The organism is Streptomyces sp. NPDC048172, assembly GCF_043202595.1.
Lineage (GTDB): Bacteria > Actinomycetota > Actinomycetes > Streptomycetales > Streptomycetaceae > Streptomyces.
Window position 1 is genome coordinate 449751 of sequence record NZ_JBIDAT010000002.1, and the last position, 25886, is coordinate 475636.

24 protein-coding genes are annotated in these 25886 nt (G+C 72.9%); 15 read left to right on the top strand and 9 right to left on the bottom strand.

Annotated elements, in window-relative coordinates:
• Positions 1–144 precede the first annotated feature (144 nt).
• Positions 145–462: a cupin domain-containing protein gene (locus tag ACGF3A_RS10605; protein ID WP_393727988.1), complete on the bottom strand. Its 318-nt coding sequence runs from the start codon at positions 460–462 to the stop codon at positions 145–147.
• 42 nt (positions 463–504) lie between these two features.
• On the opposite strand from ACGF3A_RS10605, the gene ACGF3A_RS10610 reads away from it, so the two are divergent.
• From ACGF3A_RS10610 to ACGF3A_RS10625, 4 genes are read left to right on the top strand one after another with little or no spacing between them, the layout of a single operon-like run.
• Positions 505–882: a phage holin family protein gene (locus tag ACGF3A_RS10610; RefSeq protein WP_393727990.1), complete on the top strand. Its 378-nt coding sequence runs from the start codon at positions 505–507 to the stop codon at positions 880–882.
• Between the two features lie 5 nt (positions 883–887).
• Complete coding sequence (locus tag ACGF3A_RS10615) at positions 888–1403, top strand: low molecular weight protein-tyrosine-phosphatase (RefSeq protein WP_393727992.1); 516 nt, start codon at positions 888–890, stop codon at positions 1401–1403.
• On the top strand, positions 1403–2317 hold the full coding sequence (locus ACGF3A_RS10620; RefSeq protein WP_393727994.1) for a fructosamine kinase family protein: 915 nt from the start codon (positions 1403–1405) through the stop codon (positions 2315–2317). The genes ACGF3A_RS10615 and ACGF3A_RS10620 overlap by 1 nt, the downstream gene beginning before the upstream one ends.
• A gap of 52 nt (positions 2318–2369) precedes the next feature.
• Entirely contained in the window at positions 2370–3497 is a 1128-nt protein-coding gene (locus tag ACGF3A_RS10625; RefSeq protein ID WP_393727996.1) for a cystathionine gamma-lyase, read from the top strand.
• 20 nt (positions 3498–3517) lie between these two features.
• Here ACGF3A_RS10625 and ACGF3A_RS10630 read toward each other — a convergent pair whose 3' ends face one another.
• From ACGF3A_RS10630 to ACGF3A_RS10640, 3 genes are all read right to left on the bottom strand, one after another.
• Positions 3518–4453: a hypothetical protein gene (locus tag ACGF3A_RS10630; RefSeq protein ID WP_393727998.1), complete on the bottom strand. Its 936-nt coding sequence runs from the start codon at positions 4451–4453 to the stop codon at positions 3518–3520.
• 234 nt (positions 4454–4687) lie between these two features.
• Positions 4688–6112 carry a metallophosphoesterase family protein gene (locus ACGF3A_RS10635; protein ID WP_393729080.1) on the bottom strand — a complete coding sequence of 475 codons (1425 nt, stop codon included), beginning with the start codon at positions 6110–6112 and terminating at the stop codon, positions 4688–4690.
• Positions 6113–6449: 337 nt separating this feature from the next.
• A complete protein-coding gene (locus ACGF3A_RS10640; protein ID WP_393728000.1) occupies positions 6450–7580 on the bottom strand; it encodes a LacI family DNA-binding transcriptional regulator in 1131 nt (376 codons plus the stop codon).
• A gap of 368 nt (positions 7581–7948) precedes the next feature.
• Between ACGF3A_RS10640 and hisC the strand changes: the two genes are divergently transcribed.
• The 6 genes from hisC (at position 7949) to ACGF3A_RS10670 (ending at position 18153) form a co-directional block, all read left to right on the top strand.
• Positions 7949–9034, top strand: a complete 1086-nt coding sequence (hisC, locus tag ACGF3A_RS10645; RefSeq protein ID WP_393729082.1) for a histidinol-phosphate transaminase — start codon at positions 7949–7951, stop codon at positions 9032–9034.
• Between the two features lie 202 nt (positions 9035–9236).
• On the top strand, positions 9237–10757 hold the full coding sequence (locus ACGF3A_RS10650) for a cytochrome ubiquinol oxidase subunit I (RefSeq protein WP_393728002.1): 1521 nt from the start codon (positions 9237–9239) through the stop codon (positions 10755–10757).
• A 21-nt stretch (positions 10758–10778) separates the two neighbouring features.
• Positions 10779–11780, top strand: a complete 1002-nt coding sequence (cydB, locus tag ACGF3A_RS10655; RefSeq protein ID WP_393728004.1) for a cytochrome d ubiquinol oxidase subunit II — start codon at positions 10779–10781, stop codon at positions 11778–11780.
• Positions 11781–11791: 11 nt separating this feature from the next.
• Positions 11792–15337 carry a thiol reductant ABC exporter subunit CydD gene (gene cydD / locus ACGF3A_RS10660; RefSeq protein WP_393728006.1) on the top strand — a complete coding sequence of 1182 codons (3546 nt, stop codon included), beginning with the start codon at positions 11792–11794 and terminating at the stop codon, positions 15335–15337.
• 36 nt (positions 15338–15373) lie between these two features.
• Complete coding sequence (locus tag ACGF3A_RS10665; RefSeq protein WP_393728008.1) at positions 15374–17122, top strand: GAF domain-containing sensor histidine kinase; 1749 nt, start codon at positions 15374–15376, stop codon at positions 17120–17122.
• A 275-nt stretch (positions 17123–17397) separates the two neighbouring features.
• Positions 17398–18153 (top strand): class I SAM-dependent methyltransferase, encoded by a 756-nt coding sequence (locus ACGF3A_RS10670; protein WP_393728010.1) that lies wholly within the window; start codon positions 17398–17400, stop codon positions 18151–18153.
• A 12-nt stretch (positions 18154–18165) separates the two neighbouring features.
• On the opposite strand, the gene ACGF3A_RS10675 is transcribed toward ACGF3A_RS10670, so the two are convergent.
• The gene (locus ACGF3A_RS10675) at positions 18166–19023 is read right to left on the bottom strand and encodes a Cof-type HAD-IIB family hydrolase (protein ID WP_393728012.1); all 858 of its coding nucleotides are present in this window, start codon (positions 19021–19023) and stop codon (positions 18166–18168) included.
• 149 nt (positions 19024–19172) lie between these two features.
• Here ACGF3A_RS10675 and htpX point away from each other — a divergent pair, with 149 nt between their 5' ends.
• Both htpX and ACGF3A_RS10685 read left to right on the top strand, forming a co-directional pair.
• Positions 19173–20072, top strand: a complete 900-nt coding sequence (gene htpX / locus ACGF3A_RS10680; protein WP_393728013.1) for a zinc metalloprotease HtpX — start codon at positions 19173–19175, stop codon at positions 20070–20072.
• A 40-nt stretch (positions 20073–20112) separates the two neighbouring features.
• Entirely contained in the window at positions 20113–20712 is a 600-nt protein-coding gene (locus ACGF3A_RS10685) for a hypothetical protein (protein ID WP_393728015.1), read from the top strand.
• Here ACGF3A_RS10685 and ACGF3A_RS10690 read toward each other — a convergent pair.
• Both ACGF3A_RS10690 and ACGF3A_RS10695 read right to left on the bottom strand, forming a co-directional pair.
• On the bottom strand, positions 20705–21130 hold the full coding sequence (locus ACGF3A_RS10690; RefSeq protein WP_393728017.1) for a PPOX class F420-dependent oxidoreductase: 426 nt from the start codon (positions 21128–21130) through the stop codon (positions 20705–20707). The two genes, ACGF3A_RS10685 and ACGF3A_RS10690, sit on opposite strands and share 8 nt — an antisense overlap.
• 65 nt (positions 21131–21195) lie before the next feature.
• Positions 21196–21771 carry an isochorismatase family protein gene (locus ACGF3A_RS10695; protein ID WP_393728019.1) on the bottom strand — a complete coding sequence of 192 codons (576 nt, stop codon included), beginning with the start codon at positions 21769–21771 and terminating at the stop codon, positions 21196–21198.
• 130 nt (positions 21772–21901) lie between these two features.
• On the opposite strand from ACGF3A_RS10695, the gene ACGF3A_RS10700 reads away from it, so the two are divergent.
• The gene (locus ACGF3A_RS10700; protein WP_393728021.1) at positions 21902–22549 is read left to right on the top strand and encodes a LysE family translocator; all 648 of its coding nucleotides are present in this window, start codon (positions 21902–21904) and stop codon (positions 22547–22549) included.
• Here the strand turns inward: ACGF3A_RS10700 and ACGF3A_RS10705 are convergent.
• Complete coding sequence (locus ACGF3A_RS10705; protein WP_393728023.1) at positions 22471–23538, bottom strand: GlxA family transcriptional regulator; 1068 nt, start codon at positions 23536–23538, stop codon at positions 22471–22473. The genes ACGF3A_RS10700 and ACGF3A_RS10705 overlap by 79 nt on opposite strands.
• An 86-nt stretch (positions 23539–23624) precedes the next feature.
• Here ACGF3A_RS10705 and ACGF3A_RS10710 point away from each other — a divergent pair, with 86 nt between their 5' ends.
• Together ACGF3A_RS10710 and ACGF3A_RS10715 are read left to right on the top strand one after the other, a co-directional pair.
• Positions 23625–24521: an NAD(P)-dependent oxidoreductase gene (locus tag ACGF3A_RS10710; RefSeq protein WP_393728025.1), complete on the top strand. Its 897-nt coding sequence runs from the start codon at positions 23625–23627 to the stop codon at positions 24519–24521.
• Positions 24522–24555: 34 nt separating this feature from the next.
• Positions 24556–25434: an alpha/beta fold hydrolase gene (locus ACGF3A_RS10715; RefSeq protein ID WP_393728026.1), complete on the top strand. Its 879-nt coding sequence runs from the start codon at positions 24556–24558 to the stop codon at positions 25432–25434.
• Between the two features lie 35 nt (positions 25435–25469).
• Here the strand turns inward: ACGF3A_RS10715 and ACGF3A_RS10720 are convergent, their stop codons facing one another.
• Entirely contained in the window at positions 25470–25805 is a 336-nt protein-coding gene (locus ACGF3A_RS10720) for a glyoxalase superfamily protein (protein WP_393728028.1), read from the bottom strand.
• Between the last annotated feature and the right edge of the window lie 81 nt (positions 25806–25886).

A 25886-nucleotide genomic window follows, 5' to 3' on the forward strand; every position in this document is an offset into this window, starting at 1 on the left:
CTCCGTTCTGAGACCGATGCTGAGAGAGAGTTGCTGTTCCGCCTTCGATGGTAGGCGGGAGGGCGAGTCCCCGGGAGGCGCTCCGGCCCCGGTCCTCCCCTGAACCTGACCCCTACGTGACCCTGAGGTTCCGGTCCCCCGCCCTCAGCTCTCGGGGGGAGAGAAGACGACGAGGACCCGCAGATCCTCGGAGATGTGGTGGAACCTGTGCCGGACCCCGGCGGGCACATAGACCACGCTGCCGCGCGCGACCTGCGTCGTCTCCTCGCCGACCGTGACGGCGGCCCGGCCGCTCACGACGAAGTACACCTCGTCCTGGCCGTGCGGGGTCTGCGGATCCTGGGCACCCTTGTCGAGGGCGTAGAGCCCGACCGACATGTGCCGCTCGCGCAGGAACTGCAGATACGCGCCCTCGTTGGCGGCCCGTTCGGCCTCCAGCTCCTCCAGGCGGAACGCCTTCACTCCCCCTGCACCCTCTTCCTCGACGTCTGGAACGATCGAACCATGACGAATTTCCTCATCAAGACGCTGGCCAACGCCGGTGCGCTGGCCGTCGCGATCTGGCTGATCGGCGACATCACGCTCTCGGGCGGCTCCAGCGGCGAGAAGACCCTCACCCTGGTCGTCGTCGCCCTGATCTTCGGCGTCGTGAACTTCGTGGTCAAGCCGATCGTCAAGCTGTTCTCGCTGCCCCTGCTGATCCTCACGCTGGGGCTCTTCACGCTGGTGATCAACGCCCTGATGCTGATGCTGACCTCCTGGCTGGCGGACAAGCTGGACCTCAGCTTCCACGTCGAGGGCTTCTGGACGGCCGTCCTCGGCGGTCTGATCATCTCGCTCGTCTCCTGGGCGCTGAACATGGCCCTTCCGGACAGGGACTGACCGGTATGTACCGCGTCTGTTTCGTCTGCACCGGGAACATCTGCCGCTCGCCCATGGCCGAGGCCGTCTTCCGCGACCGGGTCGCGGAGGCGGGCCTCGACGGTCTCGTGGAGGTGAGCAGCGCGGGCACCGGAAGCTGGCACATCGGCGACGACGCCGACCCGCGTACGGCCGCGACGCTGGCCGCCGCCGGGTACGGGGAGCTCGCGCACCGGGCCCGGCAGTTCGCGCCCGACTGGTTCGCGCGCGAGGACCTGGTCGTCGCGCTGGACGAGGGCCACGCGGCCGAGCTGCGCGCCATGGCCCGCAACTCCGGCGAGGCCGCGAAGGTGCGGCTGCTGCGCTCGTACGACCCGGCCGCCGACCCCGGCGAGCCGGGCGGCATGGAGGTCCCGGACCCGTACTACGGGGGCACGCGCGGCTTCGACGTCTGCCTGGAGATGGTCGAGGCGGCCGTTCCGGGCCTGCTGGACGCCGTGACGGAGTCCCTGGAGACGGACCTCGACGGGGCGCGCGGCTGATGCCGGGCGCCGTGCTGGAGGCGGTGTCGCGCGCGGTCGGCGCCGACGCCGTCTCCGCGACGCCGGTCGGCGGCGGCTCGATCTGCGACGCGTACCGCGTCACGCTCGACGGCGGGCCCGGCCCCGGCCCCGGGGCGGCGGGAGCCCGGCAGGTCTTCGCCAAGACCCTGCACGCCGCGCCCGCCGACTTCTTCGCCGCCGAGGCCGCCGGGCTCGCCCGGCTGCGGGAGACCGGCGCGGTCGCCGTGCCCGAGGTGTACGGCGCGGGGCGCGACGCGCTCGTGCTGGAGTGGATCGAGCCGGGCCCCGCCGACGACGCGCAGGCCGAGCGGCTCGGCCGCGACCTGGCCGCGCTGCACGCCACGCCCGCGCCGTCCTACGGCACCCCGGGCGAGCCCTGCTATCTGGGCCCGCTGCCCCTGACGTCCCCCGCCGAGCCGGTGACCGACCCCGCCGACTGGCCCGCGTTCCACGCCGAGCACCGGCTGCTGCCCTTCCTGCGCGCCGCCGTCGACGCCGGGAACCTCGCCCCGGAGGACGCCCGCGAGGTCGAGACGGTGTGCGCCCGTACCGGCGACGCGGCCGTGTGGGGCCCGCCGCAGCCGCCCGCCGTCATCCACGGGGACCTCTGGTCCGGGAACGTCCACTGGGCCGCCGACGGGCGCCCACGCCTCATCGACCCGGCCGCGCAGGGCGGCCACCCGGAGACGGACCTCGCGCTGCTCGACCTGTTCGGCTCGCCGCGGCTCGCCCGGGTCCTCGCGGCGTACGAGGAGGCGCGCCCCGTCCCCGGGCTCGCGGCGCGCGTCCCGCTCCACCAGCTCCAGCACCTCCTGGTGCACGCGGTGCTCTTCGGCGGGGGTTACGGTGCGCGGTGCGGGGCCGTGGCACGGGCGGCGCTGCACGCGGCCTGAAGACGCATCCGAGGCCGGGGCCCGAAGCCGAACCGGAGGAGAGCGAACGACCATGGACGACGCCGACGCCACCCGCGTCGTACGGGCCGGGCTGCCCGGCGAGGAGCCGTACGCGCCGCCGCTGCCGGGGCCCGTGTTCGCCGCGCACTACCACCTGCCCGGGGACGTCACGGACGCGCCGTACGCGTACGGGCGGGACACCAACCCCACCTGGGCGGGGCTGGAGAGCGCGATCGGGGAGCTGGAGTCGCCGGGCGACCCGGACGTGGAGACGGTCACGTTCGCCTCCGGGATGGGCGCGATCTCCGCCGTGCTCTTCTCCCAGCTCCGGCCCGGGGACGCGGCCGTGCTCCCCTCCGACGGCTACAACCTGCTGGCCTCCCTGCGGCAGCGCCTGGAGGACTTCGGCATCGAGGTCCGCACCGCGCCCACGGCCGGAGAGGCGCAGCGCGAACTGCTCGCGGGCGCCCGGCTGCTGTGGATCGAGACGCCGTCCAACCCCGGCCTGGACGTGTGCGACATCCGCGCCCTCGCGGACGCGGCGCACGAGCGGGGCGCACTGGTCGCCGTGGACAACACCCTCGCCACCCCGCTCGGGCAGCGCCCGCTCGCGCTGGGCGCCGACCTCTCGGTGGCCAGCGGCACCAAGGCGCTCACCGGGCACGGCGACGTGCTGCTCGGCTATGTGGCGTGCCGGGACGCGGACCTGGCCGCCTCGGTGCGGGCCTGGCGCAAGACGGTCGGCGCGATCCCGGGGCCGATGGAGGCGTGGCTCGCGCACCGTTCGCTGGCGACGCTGGACGTACGGACCCGGCGCCAGGCGGACACCGCGCTGGCCGTCGCCGAGGCGCTGCGGGTACGCCCCGAGGTCACGGACGTACGCCACCCCGGTCTGCCCGGCGACCCGGCGCACGCGGCGGCCGCGCGCCAGATGAGCCGCTACGGCTGCGTGGTCTCCTTCACGCTGCCCGGCCGGGAGTTCGCCGAACGGTTCCTCGACACGCTGCGGCTGGTCGGCGACGCCACGAGCTTCGGGGGCGTGCGCTCCACCGCCGAGCGCCGGGGGCGCTGGGGCGGCGACGACGTCCCGGACGGCTTCGTCCGGCTCTCGGTGGGCCTGGAGGACGCGGACGACCTCGTGACCGACCTGGGCCGGGCGCTGGACGCGGCGGCACGCTAGGCCCTAGAGGGCGTCCCCGGCTAGGAGTTCGGGTGCTCCGGGCTCCCGTAGTCCGGGCTGGAGTAGTCGGGACTGGTGAACCGGAGGCGGGGCCCCGGTTCGTCGGGGGGCTCGGACGAGGGCCGGCTGGAGAAGTCCGGGTGCGAGTACCCGAACGTGGTGCGCTGCTCGCGCTGGACGTACGTCGCGGGCGCCTGCTCGGCGCCCTGCGGGTCGGCGAGGGCCTCGCGGAGGAACGGCACGATGCCGCGCTCCAGCAGCGCCTCCCGCCAGGCGGCGCGGGCCAGCGCGACCTCCTCGGCGAGTCCGCCCGCGCCGTGATCGGCGCCGCGGCCGCGCTCCCCCCTGCCGCCGCCGGGAGCGCGCACCGAACTCGCCCCGTTCCGCAGCGCGGCGAGCAGCAGGCCGCCCATCGCGATGACGACACCCGCGGCGGCCACCGCGGCGAAGACCCAGCCCGCGCTGCGCATGGGCTCCGCGATGGAGGGCTCGGGGGTCATCAGATGCAGCGCGTACCCCAGCAGCAGGAAGATCACGGCGGCCGTGCCCGCGAGGACCGGGGCCAGCACCGAGACGATGGCGACGAGCCCGGCGCCGGTGGCCTCGGCGAGCCCCTCGCCGCCCATCGCGCTGGCGATCCTGCTCACGCCCTCCCCTCGCGGCTGGACGCCGTCGGGTCCCCGCTCCGGCTCCGGGGGGCCCATCGACGAGGGCGCGTTGGAGGGCTGGCGCAATTCCTCGCGCAGGCGCACGAACTGCTGGTACTCGGCCTCGGCGCACGCGGCTATCGCGGTGGCGGCGCTGAGGGCCATGGTGCGCAGCTGCTCGGCGTTCAGCCGTTGGCCGAGCGCGGCAAGGTCGGGGCGGCGGTGCGCGGTTCGCAGAGCCTCGTCGAGGACCCGCTCGAACTCGGGCCGGTCTTCGCGCAGCAGATGCGGAGCGCTGTTCATGTGCATCCCCCGATGCTCCGTAGGGCCTCGTGTGGCCGGTCGAGGGCGGGGCGGGTCAGCAGGGCGGAGAGAACTCGTCGGCAAAACCGATGGTAGAGCGCCTCCGGCACTACGTGACAGAGAGTTTCCAGAATTGACCCGCTCTCGCGGTGCCCCCCAGCCGATCACTTCTGGGGAAACACCTGCCCGGGATTCCGCGTGTGAATCAGCGCGACCGGAGCTTCGGGGGACGTCCGCGCCTCAATTCACCAGCGGAAGCTGGGCGATGAGCAGCTTTCCGGCCATGGTCACGCCGCCGTCCATCGCGACCGCGAGCCCGTCCGCGTAGACGTGCGGACCGGTCACGTCCGGCGCCGCCTCGTCGTCCTCGCTGCCCACCTCGCCCAGCAGATACGGGATGGGGCTGTGGCCGTGGACGATGCGCTTGCCCCCGAAGGTGTCGAGCAGCTCGCGCACGGCGGCGGGTCCCGCGCCCTCCTCGCGGAAGGCGAACCGCTTGGTGAACTTCCGGAACAGCTCCCAGGTCTCCTCCGCGTCCTGCCGCTGGAGTGCCTCGGTGATCGCGTCGTTGACGTCCTCGATCGTCTCGCCGTAGTCGAGGTAGCAGGAGGCGTCGGAGTGCACCAGCAGATGGTTGTCGGCGAGGGTGATCGCGTCGAGCCGGGACATCCACTGGATGTGGTGGTCGCGCAGCCGCTCCATGTCGCTGCGCTGGCCCCCGTTCAGCAGCCACGCCGCCTGGAAGGAGGCGGTGCCCGCGCCGGAGTTGACGGGGGTGTCGCCGAAGCGCTTGGCGCCGAGCAGGAGCAGCTCGTGGTTGCCCATGAGGGCCTTGCAGTAGCCCCCGGCGGCGGCGGCCTCGGCGGAGAGCTGCATGACGAGCTCGATGACGCCGATCCCGTCGGGGCCGCGGTCGGTGAAGTCGCCGAGGAACCACAGGCGCGCGTTGTCCGCGATCCAGCGGTCGTCGGCGTCGATGATCCCGAACTGGCGGAGCGCGGCGCGCAGTTCGTCGAGGTATCCGTGGACGTCGCCGACCACGTAGAGCGGGCCCTCGCCGTCGTTGCCGCTCGTGGCCGCCGGGACGTCGACCATCGTGGGGGTCGGCGGGGGCGGCGCGGAGGCGCGGGAGCCGACCACCGGAAGGTCACGCGCGGTCGGCGTGTACTCCTCGGGCATCCCGTCGGGCACCCCCTCGGGCACCCCGTCGTCGCCGGAGGGCGCGGGGACGTGCTCGGGGACGGGCTCGGGCTCGGGTGCGGGCGCGGCCGCGGGCTCAGGCGCGTCGCCGGGCGGCCGCGCCGCCGCGGGCGCCTGCGGGGCCGGTGGCTCGTGCGGTGCGGGCGCCGGTGCGGGCCGCTGGGCCTGTACGGGCCGCGGGGCCGGTGCCGGAGGGGGCGCGGAGGGCGCGGGCGCGGGTGCCGGCGCGGGGGGAGGAGACACGGGCGCGGGCGCCGGTGCGGGCGCGGCTGGGGGAGCGGGCGGCCCCGGCGGGCCTCCGCGGTCCCCCGGCCCGTTCGCCGGGCCGTTCGCCGGGCCGTTCGCCGGGCCCGGACTCTGCGGGGTGGGCTCCCCCGCGGCTTGCCCCGCCGCCTGTGCGGCCATCCCGCCGTGCCATACGTCGGGTCCCTGACCGGCCCCCTGAGTCATCGACCCCTCCACCATCGCGCCGCCGCCGTCCACCGCAGACCTCCCCCTTGCGTCGAGCCGGGGCGGCCCGGGGGAGAAGCTCCCGGCCGCTGGTCGTACGGCCTGGGTGTTCCCAGGTCGGGAGCCGGTCCCGGTGTCGTTCTCCCCCGGCCCTCGGCCGGGGGTGCCCCCAATCATAGGAACGCTGGTCGCGGCTTGTGACGCACCTGGGGTCCCGCATTTGACGAGGTGGCCGAACGGGGTGTGAATTCCTCCTGAATTCTCCGGTCTCGTACCCCGCTCGTCACCCGCTCGTGTCCTGGACGCGCCTCGGAAATTCGCCGCTTCCGCCCGCGCCCCCGCGCTCCCGCGCTCAGTCGGGCGCGGGAGCGCGGGGCGCGCTCACGGTGGTGCGGGTGCTGCGGCGCTGCGAGGACGTACGGACGATGAGGTCGGTCGGCATCACCTGCTGCACCGGGCGGCCGGGGCCGATGCCCTCGATGGCGTCGATGAGGAGCTGGATGACCGTGTTGCCGATCCGGCCCGGCTTGAGGGAGAGCGTGGTGATGGGGGGTTCGGTCGTGGCGTAGACGGTGGACTCGCTGCAGCAGACCAGCAGCAGGTCCTCGGGGACACGCAGCCCGTAGCGCCGGGCGGCGGCGAGCAGGTCGGTGCCGTTGGGGTCGAAGAGGCCGTAGACCGCGTCGGGGCGGTCGGGTCTGGCGAGCAGGCGGTCGGCGGCGATGGCGCCCGCGCACGGGTCGTGCGCGGGGTACGTCTCGTAGACCGGGTCCTGGCCGACGCGCTCGCACCACTCCAGATAGGCCGTGGTGGACAGGCGGGTGTAGGTGTCCGTGCTGGTGCCGGTGAGGAGGCCGATCCGGCGGGCGCCGGACTCGGCGAGATGGTCGAGGAGGCCCTGGACGGCCTCCTCGTGATCGTTGTCCACCCAGGCCGTGACCGGGAGGGAGCCGCTCGGGCGGCCGTCGGAGACGACGGGGAGGCCGGAGCGGACCAGCTCGCTGACGACCGGGTCCTGGTCGGAGGGGTCGATGACGACGGTGCCGTCCAGGGCGACGTTCGACCACACGTCGAAGGGGCTGTGGCGGGCGGGGGCGGGGAGGATCACGAGGGCGTACCCCCTGGCGAGGGCGGCCGAGGTCGCGGCGCGGGCCATCTCGGCGAAGTAGGCGAACTCCGTGAAGGTGAACGGTTCTTCGCCGTACGTCGTGACCGTCAGGCCGATCAGTCCCGACTTGCCCGTGCGGAGCGTGCGCGCGGCGGCCGACGGGCGGTATCCGAGCCGCTCGGCGACCTCGCGGACGTGGCGCCGGGTGGCGTCCGGCAGTCTGCCCTTGCCGTTGAGCGCGTCGGAGACAGTCGTGATGGAGACACCGGCCGCGGCGGCGACATCCCTGATCCCGGCCCGCCCGTTCAGCCGGGTGCCCCCACGGGGTGGGCGGGCGGACTTCCGGCTCACCTGATGCTTCTCTGCTGCTGTCATGGCGACCCGATCGTAGGCCCGCGTGGCCCGCCGCGAGGGCGCCTCTTGACAACCTGGAGCAGGCACGATTCTGCATGAGCGACAGGTCGAACCGACCATGGAATGACCGGTCTTCCCGCCGCTGACCTGGGCGGGCGGCCCAGGGGAGAGCGGTTGCTCCCGGGGAATGCGCGAGGTTGCGAAGAGGTCTCAACTCACCTTCACGAGCGATGCGCGCCACCGCGCTCGCCACCAGCGCGGGGGCGTACGTCGATGGACGGCGAACGACCCCGTACGCCGGGCGGGGGAATCCTCTTATGGTGAGCAGTATTCGTCGAGCGGTGCGAGGAGGACCAGCGGTGAGTGAGCACAGCGAGCAGAACGCCCCCGTGGAGGCGGCCCAGGCGGCCCCCAGGCTGCGGCAGGCGCTGGAGGGCATTCCCAGCTACAAGCCCGGCAGGCCCGCGGCGGCGGGCGGGCCCGTCTCCTACAAGCTGTCCTCCAACGAGAACCCGTACCCGCCGCTGCCCGGCGTGCTGGAGTCCGCGAGCCACGCGGCGGCGGCCTTCAACCGCTACCCCGACATGGCCTGCACGGGGCTCCTGGCCGAGCTGTCCGAGCACTTCGGCGTCCCCGCCGCGCATCTTGCCACCGGCACCGGCTCGGTCGGAATCGCGCAGCAGCTCCTCCAGTCCACGGCCGGTCCGGGGGACGAGGTGATCTACGCCTGGCGCTCCTTCGAGGCGTACCCGATCGTCACCCAGATCTCGGGCGCCGCCTCCGTGCGCGTGCCGCTGACGGAGGGCGAGGAGCACGACCTCGACGCGATGGCCGACGCGATCACGGAGCGCACCCGGCTCATTTTCGTCTGCAACCCGAACAATCCGACGGGCGTGGCCATCCCCCGCGCCGACCTGGAGCGGTTCCTCGACCGGGTGCCGCGCGACGTGCTCGTGGTGCTGGACGAGGCGTACCGGGAGTTCGTCCGGGACGAGCGGGTGGTGGACGGCATAGAGCTGTACCGGGACCGGCCCAATGTGTGCGTGCTGCGGACGTTCTCCAAGGCGTACGGGCTCGCGGGGCTGCGGGTCGGCTTCGCGGTCGCGCACGAGCCGGTGGCGGCGGCGCTGCGGAAGACGGCGGTGCCGTTCGGGGTGAGCCAGATCGCGCAGGACGCGGCGGTGGCCTCGCTGCGGAGCGAGGAGGCGCTGCTGGAGCGGGTCGCCGCGCTGGTCGAGGAGCGGACGCGGGTCACGCGCGAGCTGCGGGCCCAGGGCTGGACGGTGCCGGAGTCGCAGGCCAACTTCGTGTGGCTGCGGCTCGGGGAGCGGACCACGGACTTCGCGGAGCTGGCGGAGAAGGCGGGCGTCACGGTGCGGCCGTTCGCCGGGGAGGGCACCCGGGTCTCGGTCGGCGAGACCGAGGCGAACGACATCTTCCTGAAGGTCGCGGCGGAGTTCCGCAAGGAGCTGTAGGGCCAGGGTCCGGCGGCGTACGGGGGTCTCTCCTGGGGAGGGGCCCCCGCTCGCATGTCCGAAATGGTGGTGCGCCATAATCCTTGTGAATGTGAACGCATTCACGACCGCGTTCGTTTTGTCTGGTTGGTCCCCGTCATAACGTCATGTAACAGGCAGACTGCACAGTGGCCCGACAGCGCGAACCGAAGGAGAGAGCCACGTGGACCTTGCGCTGGCGCCGGAGACCCTGGCGCGATGGCAATTCGGCATCACGACCGTCTACCACTTCCTCTTCGTCCCCCTGACGATCTCCCTCTCCGCCCTGGTCGCGGGGTTGCAGACCGCCTGGGTCAGGACGAACGACGAGAAGTACCTCAAGGCGACGAAGTTCTGGGGCAAGCTCTTCCTGATCAACATCGCGATGGGTGTCGTCACGGGCATCGTCCAGGAGTTCCAGTTCGGCATGAACTGGTCCGACTACTCGCGCTTCGTCGGCGACGTCTTCGGCGCGCCCCTCGCCTTCGAGGCGCTGATCGCGTTCTTCTTCGAGTCCACGTTCATCGGGCTGTGGATCTTCGGCTGGGACAAGCTCCCGAAGAAGCTCCATCTCGCCACGATCTGGATGGTCTCCATCGGGACGATCCTGTCCGCCTACTTCATCCTCGCGGCGAACTCCTGGATGCAGCACCCGGTCGGGTACAAGATCAACCATGAGTCGGGCCGCGCCGAGCTCACCGATTTCGCGCGGGTGCTCTTCCAGAACACGGCGGTCGCGCAGTTCGCCCACACCATCACCGCGGCCTTCCTGACCGGCGGCGCGTTCATGGTCGGCATCGCCGCGTTCCACCTGATGCGCAAGAAGCACGTCGCCGTGATGCGCACCTCGCTGCGCGTCGGGCTCGTCACGCTCGTCATCGGCGGCGCCCTCACCGCCTTCAGCGGCGACCGGCTCGGCAAGATCATGTACGAGCAGCAGCCGATGAAGATGGCCTCCGCCGAGGCCCTGTGGGAGACCCAGGCACCGGCCCCGTTCTCCGTCTTCGCCTACGGCGACGTGGACAAGGGCCACAACAAGGTCGCCATCGAGATCCCCGGGATACTGTCCTTCCTCGCCCACGACAACTTCCACGAATCCGTCCCGGGCATCAACGACACCAACGAGCAGCTCCAGAAGAAGTACAGGGACACCATCGGGCTCGACGACTACCGGCCCAACATTCCGCTCGCCTACTGGTCGTTCCGCTGGATGATCGGCTTCGGGATGGCCTCGCTCGGGCTCGGCGTCATCGGCCTCTACCTCACGCGCCGCAAGCTCTGGCTCGCCGAGCACCTGCGCACGCGCGAGGACGAGGTGCCGCGCCTCGCGCTCACCCGGGGCCGCGAGCTGGGCGGCACGCTCACCACCTGGTACTGGCGCCTCTCGCTGCTCACGCTCGGCTTCCCGCTGATCGCGAACTCCTGGGGCTGGATCTTCACCGAGACGGGCCGTCAGCCCTGGGTCGTCTACGGCGTGCTGCCCACCTCCTCCGCCGTCTCCCCCAGCGTCTCCCAGGCCGAGGTCCTCACCTCGATGATCGTCTTCACGACGCTCTACGCGATCCTCGCCGTCATCGAGGTGCGGCTGCTCGTGAAGTACGTCAAGGCCGGGCCGCCGGAGCTGACCGAGTCCGACCTCAACCCGCCCACCAAGATCGGCGGCAACGACCGCGATCCCGACCGGCCCATGGCCTTCTCGTACTGAGAAGTCGGGAGGAGAGAGACCGTGCAGCTACACGACGTCTGGTTCGTGCTCATCGCCGTCCTCTGGATCGGCTACTTCTTCCTGGAGGGCTTCGACTTCGGGGTCGGCGTCCTCACCAAGCTCCTCGCGCGCGACCGCACCGAGAAGCGCGTCCTGATCAACACCATCGGGCCCGTCTGGGACGGCAACGAGGTCTGGCTGCTCAGCGCGGGCGGCGCGACCTTCGCCGCCTTCCCCGAGTGGTACGCCACCCTCTTCTCGGGCTTCTACCTGCCCCTGCTGCTCATCCTGGTCTGCCTCATCGTGCGCGGCGTCGCCTTCGAGTACCGCGCCAAGCGCGACGACGAGCGCTGGCAGACCAACTGGGAACACGCGATCTTCTACACCTCGCTGATCGTCGCGTTCCTGTGGGGCGTGGCCTTCGCCAACATCGTGCGCGGCGTGAAGATCGACAAGGCGGGGGAGTACGTCGGCAACGTGCCCGACCTGCTCAACCCGTACGCCCTCCTCGGCGGCCTGGTCACCCTCTCGCTCTTCACCTTCCACGGCGCCGTCTTCACCGCGCTCAAGACGCTCGGCGACATCCGCACCCGGGCCCGCCGGCTGGCCACCCGGCTCGGCGTGCTGACCGCCGTGCTCGCACTGGCGTTCCTGCTGTGGACGCAGGCCGACACGGGTGACGGCAAGAGCCTCGTCGCGCTGGTCGTCGCCGTCGTCGCGCTCGTCGCGGCGCTCGGCTTCAACCTGGCCGGGCGCGAGGGCTGGGCGTTCGCCTACAGCGGCGTCACGATCGTCGCCGCCGTGGCGATGCTCTTCCTCGCCCTCTTCCCCGACGTCATGCCCTCGTCGCTGAACGAGGAGTGGAGCCTGACCGTCACCAACGCGTCCTCCACCCCGTACACACTGAGGATCATGACGTGGTGCGCGGCCATCGCCACCCCCGTCGTCCTGCTCTACCAGGGCTGGACGTACTGGGTGTTCCGCAAGCGCATCGGTACCAAGAACATCGCCCAGGCTCACTAGGGAGTCCGCTGATGAAGCCCGTCGATCCGCGCCTGCTCCGGTACGCCCGTGCCGTGCGCGTCTTCCTCGCCGCCGCCGTGGCCCTCGGGCTCGCCGGAGCGGTGCTGGTCGTCGGGCAGGCGATGCTCATCGCCGACATCGTCGTCTCCGCCTACCGGGAGAAGGAGCTGGAGGGGCGGGCGCTAGCAATGCTCGCCGCCGTGTCGGTGGCCAGGGCGGTGGTGTCCTGGCTCACCGAACTCGCCGCGAACCGGTGCGGGGCCTCGGTCAAGTCCGAGCTGCGCACAGGGCTGTTGCGGCACGCCACGGCCCTGGGGCCCGGCTACCTCTCCTCCCAGCGCACGGGAGAGCTGACGGCTCTCGCGACCCGGGGCGTGGACGCGCTCGACGACTACTTCGCCCGCTACCTGCCCCAGCTGGGGCTCGCCGCGGTCGTGCCGGTCGCGGTGCTCGCCCGGATCGTCACCGAGGACTGGGTCTCGGCCGCGATCATCGTCGGCACGCTGCCGCTGATCCCGCTCTTCATGATCCTCATCGGCTGGGCCACCCAGTCGAAGATGGACCGCCAGTGGCGCCTCCTCGCCCGCCTCTCCGGGCACTTCCTGGACGTCGTCGCCGGGCTCCCCACGCTGAAGGTCTTCGGCCGGGCCAAGGTCCAGGCCGAGAACATCCGCGCCATCACGGCCGACTACCGGCGCGCGACACTCCGCACGCTCCGCATCGCCTTCCTCTCCTCCTTCGCCCTCGAACTCCTCGCGACGATCTCCGTCGCGCTCGTCGCCGTCAGCATCGGCATGCGGCTCGTGCACGGAGACATGGACCTCTACACCGGGCTGCTGGTGCTGATCCTCGCGCCGGAGGCGTATCTGCCGCTGCGGCAGGTCGGCGCGCAGTACCACGCCGCGGCGGAGGGGCTCTCCGCCGCGGAGGAGGTCTTCGCCGTCCTGGAGACCCCGGTTCCGGAGGCCGGTGACACCCCTGTCTCCGGTGTCCGGGACGCCGACATCGAGCTGGACGAGGTCGTCGTCCGCCACGAGGGGCGCTCCGCGGACTCGCTGCCGCGGACCTCGCTGACCGTACGGGCGGGCGAGACGGTCGCCCTCACGGGCCCGTCGGGCGCGGGCAAGACGACGCTGCTCCGGGTGCTGCTCGGCTTCGAACGCCCCGCTGAGGGCCGCGTACGGGTGGGCGGCGTGCCGCTCGCCTCCCTCTCCCCCGCGTCCTGGCACGAGCAGATCGCCTGGGTGCCGCAGCACCCGTACCTCTTCGCCGGGACGGTCGCGGAGAACGTACGGCTCGCGCGGCCGGACGCGGACGACGATGCCGTGTGCGGTGCCTTGCGTTCCGCTGCTCTGCCCGAGGTCTCCCCCTCCCTCGTGCTCGGTGAGGGCGGCGCGGGGCTCTCCGCCGGGCAGCGGCAACGCGTCGCGCTGGCCCGCGCCTTCCTCGTCGACCGGCCCCTGCTTCTGCTGGACGAGCCGACCGCCGCGCTCGACGGGGAGACGGAGGGCGATGTTCTTGAGGCGGTACGCCGACTGGCCGTGGACCGCACGGTTGTCCTGGTGACCCATCGCCCGGCGCTGCTGAGCGCGGCGGACCGCGTGGTGGAGCTCGCGCCGTCGCCGTCCGCCGCCTGCGTCGTGGCCGCTCGCGCAGTTCCCCGCGCCCCTGACGGGGCGCACGCTGATCCGGCGACGGAACGTGCCCCGAAGGGGCGCGGGGAACTGCGCGAGCAAGCACAATCCACCCGCGGTCTGCGGGAGTCGCGAGGGGGCACCCCCTCATCAGCCCCCGAGGAAACGGCGCACCCCCTCTCCCGGCTGCGCGCCAGCGCGAAGGGGCTGAGCGGAAGGTTCGGGCTCGCCCTGTTGCTGGGGGCGTTGGCGCTGCTCAGCGCGGTGGGGCTGATGGCGACCTCCGGCTGGCTCATTTCGCGTGCCGTCCAGCAGCCGCCCGTGCTCTATCTCATGGTCGCCGTCACGGCGACCCGCGCTTTCGGCATCGGGAGGGCCGTCTTCCGGTACGCGGAGCGCCTCGTGTCGCACGACGCCGCGCTCCGCGTCCTGGCCGACCTGCGCGTCAGCGTGTACCGGCGGCTGGAGCGGCTCGCCCCCGCCGGGCTGCGGCGTACGCGGCGCGGGGATCTGCTCACCCGGCTCGTCGCCGACGTCGACGGGCTCCAGGACTACTTCCTGCGCTGGCTGCTGCCCGCGACCGTCGGCGCGACGGTCGGCGTCGTCGCGGTGGCGTTCACCGGCGCGCTGCTGCCCGCCGCGGGCGCCGCGCTCGCCGTCGGGCTGGCGGTGGCCGGGATCGGGGTGCCCGCGCTGACGGGCGCGCTCTCCCGGCGTACGGAGCGGCGGCTCGCGCCTGCGCGGGCCGAACTCGCCACCCGTACCGTCGATCTGCTGACCGGCGCCGCGAGCGGTGAGCTGGCCGTGGCGGGGGCGCTGGACGCGCGGCGCGGCGACGTCGCGGAGGCCGACGCGACGCTGACGCGGCTCGCGGCGGGCTCCGCCGCGCGGACCGGGCTCGCGGCGGGACTGAGCACCCTCGCGGCCGGGCTGACGGTCACCGCCGCCGCGTGGGCGGGGGCCGTGGCCACGACGGGCGGCGCGCTGAACGGGCTGTGGCTGGCGACGGTCGTCCTGACGCCGCTCGCCGCGTTCGAGGCGGTGACGCCGCTGCCGCAGGCCGTGCAGCACCGGCAGCGCGCGCGGCGTTCGGCCGAGCGTGTGCACGAGGTGCTGGACGCGCCCGTTCCGGTGCGGGAGCCGGAGAGCCCGCGCGCCGTGCCGGGCGCGTTCCCGCTGGCCGTACGGGAGCTGACCGTGCGCTATCCCGAGCAGCCGGAGGACGCCGCGCCCGCGCTGGACGGGTTCCGCCTCGATCTGACGCCGGGGCGGCGGGTCGCCGTCGTCGGGGTGTCCGGCTCGGGCAAGACGACGCTCGCGCACGCGCTGCTGCGGTTCCTGGACCCGCAGCCCGGCGGGACGTACACGCTCGGCGGGGTACCCGCGACGGACGCCGACGGCGACGACGTCCGCCGCCACGTCGGGCTCTGTGCCCAGGACGCGCACCTGTTCGACAGCTCGCTGCGCGAGAACCTGCGGCTCGCCCAGCCAGAGGCGGGCGAGGACGCGTTGTGGGACGCGCTCGCCGGTGCCCGGCTCGCGGAGTGGGTGCGCACGCTGCCCCAGGGCCTGGACACGCTCGTCGGCGAGCACGGCGCGCGCCTGTCCGGCGGCCAGCGGCAGCGGCTCGCGCTGGCCCGCGCGCTGCTCGCGGACTTCCCCGTGCTCGTGCTGGACGAGCCCGCCGAACACCTGGACCTGCCGACGGCCGACGCGCTGACGGCCGACCTCCTCGACGTCACCGAGGGCCGTACGACGGTGCTCATCACCCACCGCCTCCAGGGCCTGGAGGCGGTGGACGAGGTGGTCGTGCTGGACGGCGGCCGTACGGTCGAACGCGGGTCCGCGGCGGAGCTGGCCGCCGCCGGGGGGCCGTTCCAGCGGATGCTGGAGAGGGAGCGAGGGCTCGTGCACGTGGGGTGACTTTCGTAACGAAACGGGACCTTCTACGCTCGCCCCATGCCCTCCATGTCCCCCAAGCCCCGCGTCGCCGAGGCCGCCCGCCTGGCCACCACCGACCTGGAGACCCTCTCGCGGGACTCGGCCGAGCGGCTGCCCCGGCTGCTGGAGGCCATGGTCACCATCGGCACGGGCCCGGGCCCCGACCTGCACAGCACCCTCGACCACATCGTGGAGACCGCCGTGCGCGTCGTGGACTGCCGCTACGCGGCCATCGGCGTCCTCGCCGAGGAGGACGACACCGGGCTGAAGGACTTCATCACCTCCGGCATGGACGACGAGGAGATCGCCCGTATCCCGCACCTGCCCGACGGGAAGCACGGGCTGCTCGCCGCCGTGCTGCGCACCGACGAGCCGCTGCGGCTGCCCGACCTCGCCCTCGACTCCCGCTTCGAGGGCTTTCCCGCGCACCACCCCCCGATGCACAGCTTCCTCGGCATCCCGATCAAGGTCGGCGACGAGCTGTTCGGGAACCTCTACCTGACGGAGAAGCGCGGCGCGGAGGGCTTCACCGAGAACGACGTCCAGCTCCTGCGGATCCTCGCCACCGAGGCGGGCATCGCGATCGGCAACGCGCGGCTGCGCGAGGCCGCGCGCATCCGGGAGCAGTGGATCGACGGCAGCGCCGCGATCACCACCGCGCTGCTCGCGGGCGACACGGACGACGCGCTCGCCGTCGTCGCCGAACAGGCCCGGATGCTCGCGGGCGCCTCCGCCGGGCTCGTCCTGCTCCCCACCTCCCTCCCCGGCGACCCCGCCGACGACCACGGGGAACGGCGCGGACTGGAGATCGTCGCCGCCGCGGCCGACGACACCCGCGGGCTGATCGGCACCGTGATCCCGCCCGAGAGCCCCGTCCTGGACCAGCTCCTCGGCGGCAGCCCGGTCTTCGTGGACGACTCGGCGAACGACCCGCGCATGATCACGCCCATCTCCGCCCGCTTCGGCCCGAGCATGATGCTGCCGCTGGAGAGCGGCGGCCGGGTGCTGGGCACGCTCGCCGTGCCGCGCGGGCGGGGCGCGCCGCGCTTCACGGAGGCCGAGAAGTCACTGGCCACGCGGTTCGCGGCGCAGGCCGCGCTGGCGCTGGTGATGGCCGACGCGCTGCACGACCGCGAGCGCCTCGCGGTCTACGAGGACCGCGACCGTATCGCCCGTGACCTGCACGACCTGGTCATCCAGCGGCTCTTCGCCACCGGCATGACGCTGCAGAGCGCGCAGCGGGCCGCGGAGAAGCCGGAGGTCCGCGAGCGGATCAGCAAGGCCGTCGACGAGCTGGACGCCACCATCGCCGAGATCCGCACAGCGATCTTCGCCCTGCAGCAGGATCCCGGCGAGGCCCAGGCGGGGCTGCGTACGCGCGTGCTGCGCGAGGCCGGTCTCGCCGCCGTGCCGCTCGGCTTCCAGCCCTCCGTCCACTTCGTCGGCGCCGTCGACGCGCGGGTCTCCGAGCGGACGACGAAGAACCTGATCGCGGCCTTGCGCGAGGCCCTCTCCAACGCGTTCCGGCACGCGCGGGCGTCCCGCATCGAGATCACCGTCGACGCGACGGTGTCCTTGCCGGACGGTCGGGAGGGGGTCCGCCTCACGGTCGCCGATGACGGCATCGGCATCCCCGAAGAGGGCCGCCGCAGCGGCCTCGCCAATCTGCGACGGCGCGCGGAGAATCTCGGCGGCACCGCGGAATGGGGCCCCGGCCTGGCCGCCGGGGGCGCCGGTACGACCGTCAACTGGGCCGCACCGTTGTAGCCGGGTGCCGGTTCCGAGTGCCGGTTCCGGGTTCGGGGTGCCCCGTTCCGCGCGTCGCGGACTGCGGATGTTCCCTGGCTGAGCGCGCAGTTCCCCGCGCCCCTGAAGCGGCCCCTTCGGGGCGCTTCCGGGCGCCGGAGTGCCCCGTCAGGGGCGCGGGGAACTGCGCGACCGGCCACGACGTATCCGCAGTCCGCGACGCACCGAACGCGGCACCCCGTACCCGGAAAGTATTTGTGTGCGGCACGACAGGCGCGCTGCGAGGATCAACGGTCATGCGCGCATACGAAGAGCTGGTCGGCGAAGCCGACTCCGTGTCCGTCGACGGGTGGGACTTCTCCTGGCTGGAGGGCAGGGCCACAGAGGAGCGCCCCTCCTGGGGATACCAGCGGAGGATGAGCGAGCGCCTGGCACAGGCGCCGTCCGCGCTCGACATCCAGACGGGCGGCGGCGAAGTCCTGAACGGCGCCGCGAAGCTCCCCCGCACGATGGCGGCCACCGAGTCGTGGCCGCCGAATCTGGCGCGCGCCACGCGGACGCTGGGCCCGCGCGGCGTGGTCGTCGTCGCGGATCCCGACGAGCCGCCGCTGCCGTTCGCGGACGGCGCCTTCGACCTGGTCACCTGCCGTCACCCGGCGACCGTGTGGTGGGAGGAGATCGCCCGGGTGCTGGCGCCCGGCGGCACGTACTTCGCGCAGCACGTGGGGCCCGCGAGCGTCTTCGAGCTGGTCGAGTTCTTCCTCGGTCCGCAGCCGGAGGCGCGTAAGGGCAGGGATCCCGAGGCGGAGAGCGCGGGGGCGCGGGCGGCGGGGCTCGACGTGACCGACGTACGGACCGAGCGGCTCCGGATGGAGTTCCACGACATCGGGGCCGTCGTCTACTTCCTCCGCAAGGTGATCTGGATGGTGCCGGGGTTCACGACGGAGGCGTACGACGGCCGGCTCCGTGAGCTGGACGCGCTGATCCGGGCCGAGGGGCCCTTCGTCGCCCACTCGGCCCGGACGCTCTTCGAGTGCGGTAAGCCGGAGTGAACCGCCGGAGCGTCAGCGGTCGAGCAGCTCCTCGATGACGCGGGCCACGCCGTCCTCCTCGTTCGTCGCCGTGCGGTGGGTCGTCGCGGCCAGGACGGCGGGGTGGGCGTTGGCCATGGCGTAGGAGGTGCCGGACCAGCCGAGCATCGCCAGGTCGTTCGGCATGTCGCCGAAGGCGACGACCTCCTCGGGGGCGATGCCGCGCTCCTCGCAGGCGCGGGCGAGGGTGCTGGCCTTGCTGACGCCCCGGCCGCTGACCTCCAGCAGCGCGCTCGGGCTGGAGCGGGTGAACTCCGCGTGCGCGCCCGCGGCGCGGCGGCCCAGGGTGAGGAACGCGTCGGGGTCCTGGTCCGGGTGGTGGGCGAGGAGCTTGATCACCGGCTGGTCGTAGAAGCTCTCGTTGTGGTCGGTCAGCAGCTTCTCCGCGGGGGCGAAGGTCGCGCCCGGGTCGTGGTGGAAGGGCGGGTAGGCCGGCTCGTAGTGGATGCCCTCGGTCCGCTCGATGGCGAAGCTGACGCCGGGGGCCGCGGCGCGCAGGGCGTGGACGGTCGCGAGCGCGTCGTCGCGCTCCAGGGGCCGCACCCGCACGATGCGGTGGCCGTCGCGCAGGTCGGCGATGACGGCGCCGTTCGCGCAGATCGCCAGCCCGTGGCCGTGGACGTGCTCGCTGACCACGCCCATCCAGCGGGCGGGGCGGCCCGTGACGAAGAACACCTCGATCCCGGCGGCCTCGGCGGCGGCGAGCGCGGCGATCGTCCGTGCAGAAACGGTTTTGTCGTCGCGCAGGAGGGTGCCGTCCAGATCGGTCGCGACGAGTCTGGGGCGGGGACGGGGGCGGCGGGGAGCAGGCGGAAAAGTCACGGGCACCATCTTGGCGCATATGCCTGAACATGCGTGCGGGAGTCCGCACAGATGAGTGCCCCAGGGGCAAGCCGAAGGTAAACGGAACTAGGACCTCCATCCGCCGTTGTCCGGCGAAACGGGCACAATCGAAGGGGAACGTTCGAGAGGAGTCGCACATGACTCGATACGCCCCCGATCGCGGGCTGACCACACGCATGGTCACCACGATGTTCTTCATCGGGCTGCTCTACGTCGTCTTCGTCGGCGTCCTGATCGTCCTGCTGGGGCGGGCATGGCCCATGGTGCTCCTGATCGCGGGCGGGCTCTTCGTCGCGCAGTTCTGGTTCAGCGACCGCATCGCCGCCTTCAGCATGGGCGCGCGCGAGGTCACTCCCGAACAGGCGCCCGAGCTGCACGGCGCCGTCGACCGGCTGTGCGCCCTCGCCGACATGCCCAAGCCGCGCGTCGCCATCGCGGACACGGACGTGCCGAACGCCTTCGCCACCGGGCGCAACCAGAAGAACTCCATGGTCTGCGCGACCACCGGACTGCTGCGCCGCCTCAGCCCCGACGAGCTGGAGGGCGTCCTCTCGCACGAGCTGTCGCACGTCGCGCACCGCGACGTGGCGGTGATGACGATCGCCTCGTTCCTCGGCGTCCTCGCCGGGATGATGACCCGCGTCGCCCTCTGGGGCGGCTTCGGCCGGGCGCGGGGGAGCGACAACAACGGCGGCGCGGCCGTGCTGGCGCTGCTGATCCCGCTGATCAGCGCCGTCGTCTACGTCATCAGCTTCCTGCTCACCCGGCTGCTGTCCCGCTACCGCGAGCTGTCCGCCGACCGCGCGGGCGCGCTGCTGACCGGCCGCCCCTCCTCGCTCGCCTCCGCGCTCACCAAGATCAGCGGTGACATGTCCCGGATCCCCACCAGGGACCTGCGCCAGGCCGAGCCGTACAACGCCTTCTACTTCGCTCCCGCCCTCTCCGGGCAGAGCCTCGCGAACCTCTTCTCCTCGCACCCGCCGCTGGAGAAGCGGCTCGACCAGCTCGGCCGCATCTCCGCGCAGCTCGGGCAGTGACCGGACAGGCCGCACCGACCGGACAGGAAGGACTCCCTCCGTGGGCTTCTGGGACGCGATCCTCGGGCGCAGCAAGCCGAAGCGGCCCGATCTCGACCAGCTCTTCGCGCTCCCCTCCGCCGCGATCACGCTCCAGGCCGGTGCCGGGTTCGTGCCCACGGGCACCGGCGCCGTCTGCTTCGCGAGCGTCGAGGGCGGGGCCTTCTCCCGGCTCCAGCAGGACGTACGCGCGCTGCTCGACGCCGACACCGAACGCGGCGGCATCCCCGTCGAGTTCAGCCGGGACAGCTACGGCTACACCTGGCTGCTCGTACGCCACGCGCCGGACGAGACCGAGGGCATGGCCGCGCTGGTGAGCGACCTGCACGCCGTCAACACGCTGCTGGAGGAGGCCGGTTTCGGTCCCCAGCTGCTGTGCTCCCTGGTGACGTTCGAGGACGCGGAGCAGCGCCCCCTCGCCCTCATCTACCTCTACAAGCGCGGCACCTTCTACCCCTTCGCCCCGCTCCCCGGGCAGGGCGAGAAGCGTGACAACGGCCTGGAGCTGCAGGTCAGAGGGCTGCTCTCGAACGACCTCGCGGTCGAGCAGGACCTCTCCCGCTGGTTCCCGGTCTGGGGCGCGCCGGGGCTCGTCAGCTGACGACGTTCCTGGACCGCCCTTCCGGCTGCTCCGGGTCCAGGTGCCAGCTCATGACGCGGGTCGGACGGATGCGGATGATGTCCTTGCCGAACCATTCCGGCGCGACCGGCGGATCGTCCACGGCCAGCGTCTCCGCGCGGCCCCGGATCTCGACCCCGCGCCCCAAACCCGGCCTGACCGCGTCGGGGTCGTCGGGCGACGTCAGGTCGTCGACCACGAACGCGACGCGGGGGTTCTTGAGGACGTTGCGGTAGCGCTGGGTGGTGGTGACGGAGGGGCCGCCGATGTCGATCGTGCCGTCCTCGTTCAGCCGGAAGCCCAGGGGGCGGACCTGCGGCGCCCCGTCCGGGTTCACGGTGGAGAGCCGCCCCAGCCGCTGACTCCTCAGGTACGTCCGTTCGATCTCGGTGAAGATCATGGTGCCGTCCTTCCCTCGTACGGTCGGGTACAGGGCCGACCGTAGAGGTTGAACAAAACTTCAAGTCAAGCCCGTACGAACTCCACCTCGGCCGCGCGCGCCACGATCTCGACCTCGTCCCCCAGCGACCACTCCGCGACCCGCGAGGCCATCGCCGCCGGGACCTTCTCCGTGTCGCCGGGCGCGGGCGGCACGTCGTAGGTGGCGTGCGCGTCGTGCGGGAGGACCACCCGGAAGCCGAGGCAGAGCGCGGTCTCGGCGGTCGCCCGTACGCACATCTCGGACTGGACGCCGCACACGGCCAGGGCCTTCACGCCGCGCCCGCGCAGCTGCTCCTCCAGGTCCGTCTCCTCGAAGCCGTCGTCGGTGGTCTTGCGCACCACCGCCTCGCCGGGCTCGACCGGCAGGTGCAGCTCCCAGCCGGGCGTGCCCGGCTCGTCGGGGGTGCCGGGCTCGCCGTCGTTCCGCAGGTGCACCACGTACGCGCCCGCCTCGCGCGCCCGCGCGAGCAGCTCCCGCGTGCGCGCCACGACCCGCTCGGCTTCCGGCACCGCGCCGCCCTCGGCGGTCCCGTCCCCGCCCCCGGTGACGAACGCCCGCTGCATGTCCACGACGACCAGTGCCTCGACGCCCGCTGCCATGCCGGTCTCCCCTCTCGTAAGACGCCTCTCGTAAGACGCCTCTCGTACGACGTCCCTGAACCGTCCCTGAACAGTACGGTGAAGCGATCGTCGCTGGTGCGGGGCGGTCCCCGCGCGCATGCTGGAACTCATGATCACAACAGGTGCGTTGGCAGGTGTCGCCGCGGTCGCGTTCGGGATGGCGCTCTCCCCGGGACCGAACATGATCTACCTGGTCTCGCGCAGCATCTCCCAGGGCCGCACGTCCGGGCTCGTCTCGCTCTCCGGGGTCGCCCTCGGCTTCCTGCTCTACCTCACCGCCGCCAACCTCGGCCTCTCCGCCGTCTTCACGCTCGTGCCCGAGGTCTATCTGACGGTGAAGCTCGCGGGCGCCGCCTACCTGGGCTGGCTCGCGTGGAAGGCGCTGAAGCCCGGCGGGATCTCGGTGTTCGCGGCGCAGGAGCTGCCCCGCGACTCCACCCGGCGGCTCTTCACGATGGGCCTGATGACCTGCCTGCTCAACCCGAAGATCGCCATCATGTACCTCTCCCTGATCCCGCAGTTCGTGGACCTGGACCGGGGACATGTCGTGGTCCAGGGCTTCCTGCTGGGCGGCGTCCAGGTGCTGATAGGCACCCTCGTGAACGGCCTCTTCGTCCTCGCCGCCGGAGCCATCGCCGTCTTCCTCTCCCGCCGCCCCGGCTGGCTGCGCGCCCAGCGTTACGTCATGGGCACGGTCCTCGGCGCCCTCGCGGTCCGGCTCGCCACCGACTCCTCGCGCCCCACCGCACCCGCGTAGGACCCGCCCGGGAACGCGCGGCGGTACGCCGCGGGGGAGACGCCCAGGTGGTTCACGAAGTGGTGCCGCAGGTTGTTCGCCGTGCCCAGGCCGCTGCGGACCGCGACCTGTTCCACCGGCAGGTCCGTCGACTCCAGGAGCTCACGCGCCCGTTGGAGCCGCTGGCTCAGCAGCCACTGGACCGGGGTCGTGCCGGTGGCCGACTGGAGGCGGCGGTAGAACGTACGGGGGCTGACGGCGGCGCGGCGGGCCAGGTCGCGGACGGTCAGCGGCTCCTCCAGCCGGGCCCGCGCCCACTCCAGCACGGGCGCGAGGCCCTCGTCGTCGTTCACCGGCACCGACTGGTCGATGAACTGGGCCTGCCCGCCGGGGCGGTGCGCGGGCACCACCATCCGCCGCGCGAGCTGGTTGGCGACGTGCGCGCCCAGGTCGCGGCGGACGAGGTGCAGGCACAGGTCGAGCCCGGCGGTGAGCCCCGCGCTGGTCAGGACGTCGCCCTCGTCCACGTACAGCACCGAGTCGTCGACCTCCACCGCCGGATAACGGGCCGCGAGGTCACCGGTGTGCATCCAGTGGGCCGTCGCCCGGCGGCCGTCCAGCAGGCCCGCCTCGGCGAACGCGAACGCGCCCGTGCACAGTGACACCATCCGCGCGCCCGCCCCGTGCGCCCGCCGCAACGCCTCCACCAGCGCGGACGGCAGCGGAGCGCCCTCCTCCACACAGGCGTCCGGCACGGACGGCACGACGACCGTGTCCGCGCGGACGAGATCGTCCAGGGTGTACGGGGAGCGCAGCGAGAAGCCGGGGGCGGCCGGACCCCAGGCCCGGTCGCCCTCCCCGTTCCCGCACAGCCACAGCTCGTACCAGGGGTCGGCCAGGTCCGGCTGGGGCTTCCCGAACACCGTGCAGGGGATGCTCAGTTCGTACAGGTCCCAGGACGGGACGCCGATCTCCTCGGTCACCACCACGGCGACGGTACCCGCGCTCATGCGGCCGCAGCGTATGGCACGAATTTGGCGGTCGCCGTCACGGGTGTCACTGTCCGCGCCGCGGGAGCGCTGCGAGCGTGTTCCCCATGAACGCCAACTCGTCCTCCTCCGCTCCCTCTTCACCTCTCCCGCCCGTCACCGTGCTCGGTCTGGGGCAGATGGGCTCCGCGCTCGCCGCCACGCTGCTGGGGGCGGGCCACCCGACGACCGTGTGGAACCGCACCCCCGGCAAGGCCGCCCCGCTGGCCGCGCGCGGCGCCCGTACCGCCACCGATCCCGGCGAGGCGGTCGCCGCGTCCCCGCTCGTCGTGGCCTGCGTGCTCGACCACGACGCGCTGCGCTCCGCGCTGGCCCCGCACACGACGTCACTCGGCGGCAGGACGCTGGTCAACCTCACCTCCGGCTCCCCGGAGCAGGCCGAGGCGACGGCGGAGTGGGCCGCCTCGCACGGCGCCCGGTACCTCGACGGGGCGATCATGACGACGCCTGACGGGGTCGGGGACGCCGCGATGATGTTCCTCTACAGCGGCGACGAGGCCGCCTTCGAGGAGCACCGCGCCACGCTCGCCGCCCTCGGCGACCCCCTCCTCCTCGGCCCCGCGCCCGGCATCGCCTCCCTCTACGACACCGCGCTGCTCGGCCTCATGTGGTCCGTCTTCGTGGGCTGGCTGCACGGAACGGCGTTGGTCGGCACGGAGAAGGTGGACGCGAGGGCGTACACGCCGGTCGCGCTGCGCTGGCTGTCGGGCGCCGTCACGGCCTTCGTCACGCGCTACGCGGCACAGGTCGACGCGGGCTCGTACCCGGGCGACGACGCCACCGTCGACGTCCAGATCGCGACCGTCGAGCACCTGCTGCACGCCGCCTCGGGGCGCGGCGTCGACACCGCGCTGCCCGAACTGCTCAAGGACGCCATGGTGCGTGCGCGGGACGCGGGTCACGGTTCCGACAGCTTCGCCAGTGTGATCGAGGTGCTGCGGTGAAGTGATCACGGTCCGCGCGCGGCATGATCAGGGCATGAGCACATCTGAATGGACCGCCCCGCCCGCCCGCACCGGCGAGCAGCCGCTGACCGGCGCGCGGGTGCTGGGGTGGGCCGAGTGGGGGCCGGAGGACGGCACGCCCGTGCTGTTCTCGCCCGGTGCCGCGACCTCGCGGGACCTCGGCTTCGGCCCGGACGCCGTGACCGCGCTCGGCGTCCGGCTGATCGCCCTCGACCGGCCGGGGCTCGGCGCCTCGACGCCCGCGCCGGGCCGTACGTTCGCGGACTTCGCCGAGGACGTACGGGAGTTCGCCGCGCGGCGGGGACTGGGGCGGCCCGCGATGGTGGGCAACTCGCAGGGGGCGCCCTTCGCCCTCGCGTGCGCCGCCGAGCAGGGCGTCATCGGCGCGCTCGCCGTCGTCTCCGGCGCCGACGAGGTCGGGCACCCGGCCTTCGCCGCCGGGCTGCCCGAGGGGCTCGCGCGGCTGGTGCGGCTCTCCGTGGAGGACCCGGACGCCGCCGAGAAGGAGTTCGCCGGATTCACTCCGCAGGCCATGTGGGACATGGTCACCGCCCACAGCCCGGCGCGCGATCTCGCCGTCTACCAGGAGCCCGGGTTCGCCGCCGCGTACCGGGGCGCCATGGAACGGGCCTTCGCGCGCGGCCCCGAGGGGTACGCGCGGGACACCGTCCTCGCGATGGGGCGCTGGGAGATCGAACTGTCGGACATCGACGTCCCCGTGGACCTCTGGTACGGCGACGAGGACACCAGCCACTCGCCCGACCAGGGCGTCACGCTCGCCGGGCGCGTGCCCCGCGCCGTCCACCACCTGGTGCCCGGCGCCGGGGGCGCGCTGCTGTGGACGCACGCCGAGGACGTCCTGCGCGTGCTGCTGGAGCGGCACGCGGGCTGACGTACGGGCCTGCTCTCCCTGCCCTACTCCCTGCCCTACTCCTTGTCCGGGCCCGCGAGGCGGAGCCGGTTGCCGTCCGGATCGGCGACCTCCGTCTCGCGGGCCCACTCCTCGTCCCGTACCTCCGTGCCGAACTCGGCGGCCACGGCGTCCACATCGGTCACGCGCAGATACAGCAGCGTGTCCGGGCGGGCGTCCCCCTCGTGCTCGGAGAGGAAGAGCCGGACGCCGCCGCTCGCGATCTCCACGAAGGCGGGGAAGCCCGGCTCGAAGCGGTGCTCCCAGCGCTTCTCGAATCCCAGTCGCGCGTACCACCCGACCGCTCGGGCGGCGTCCGCGACGCGGAGGACGGGCGTGATGTCTTCGACCATGCTCCCCAGCCTCCCACCGGCCACTGACACTCCTCCACTCCTCCCGGAAGAACTGCACACCCGGGGTATACATCATGTGTA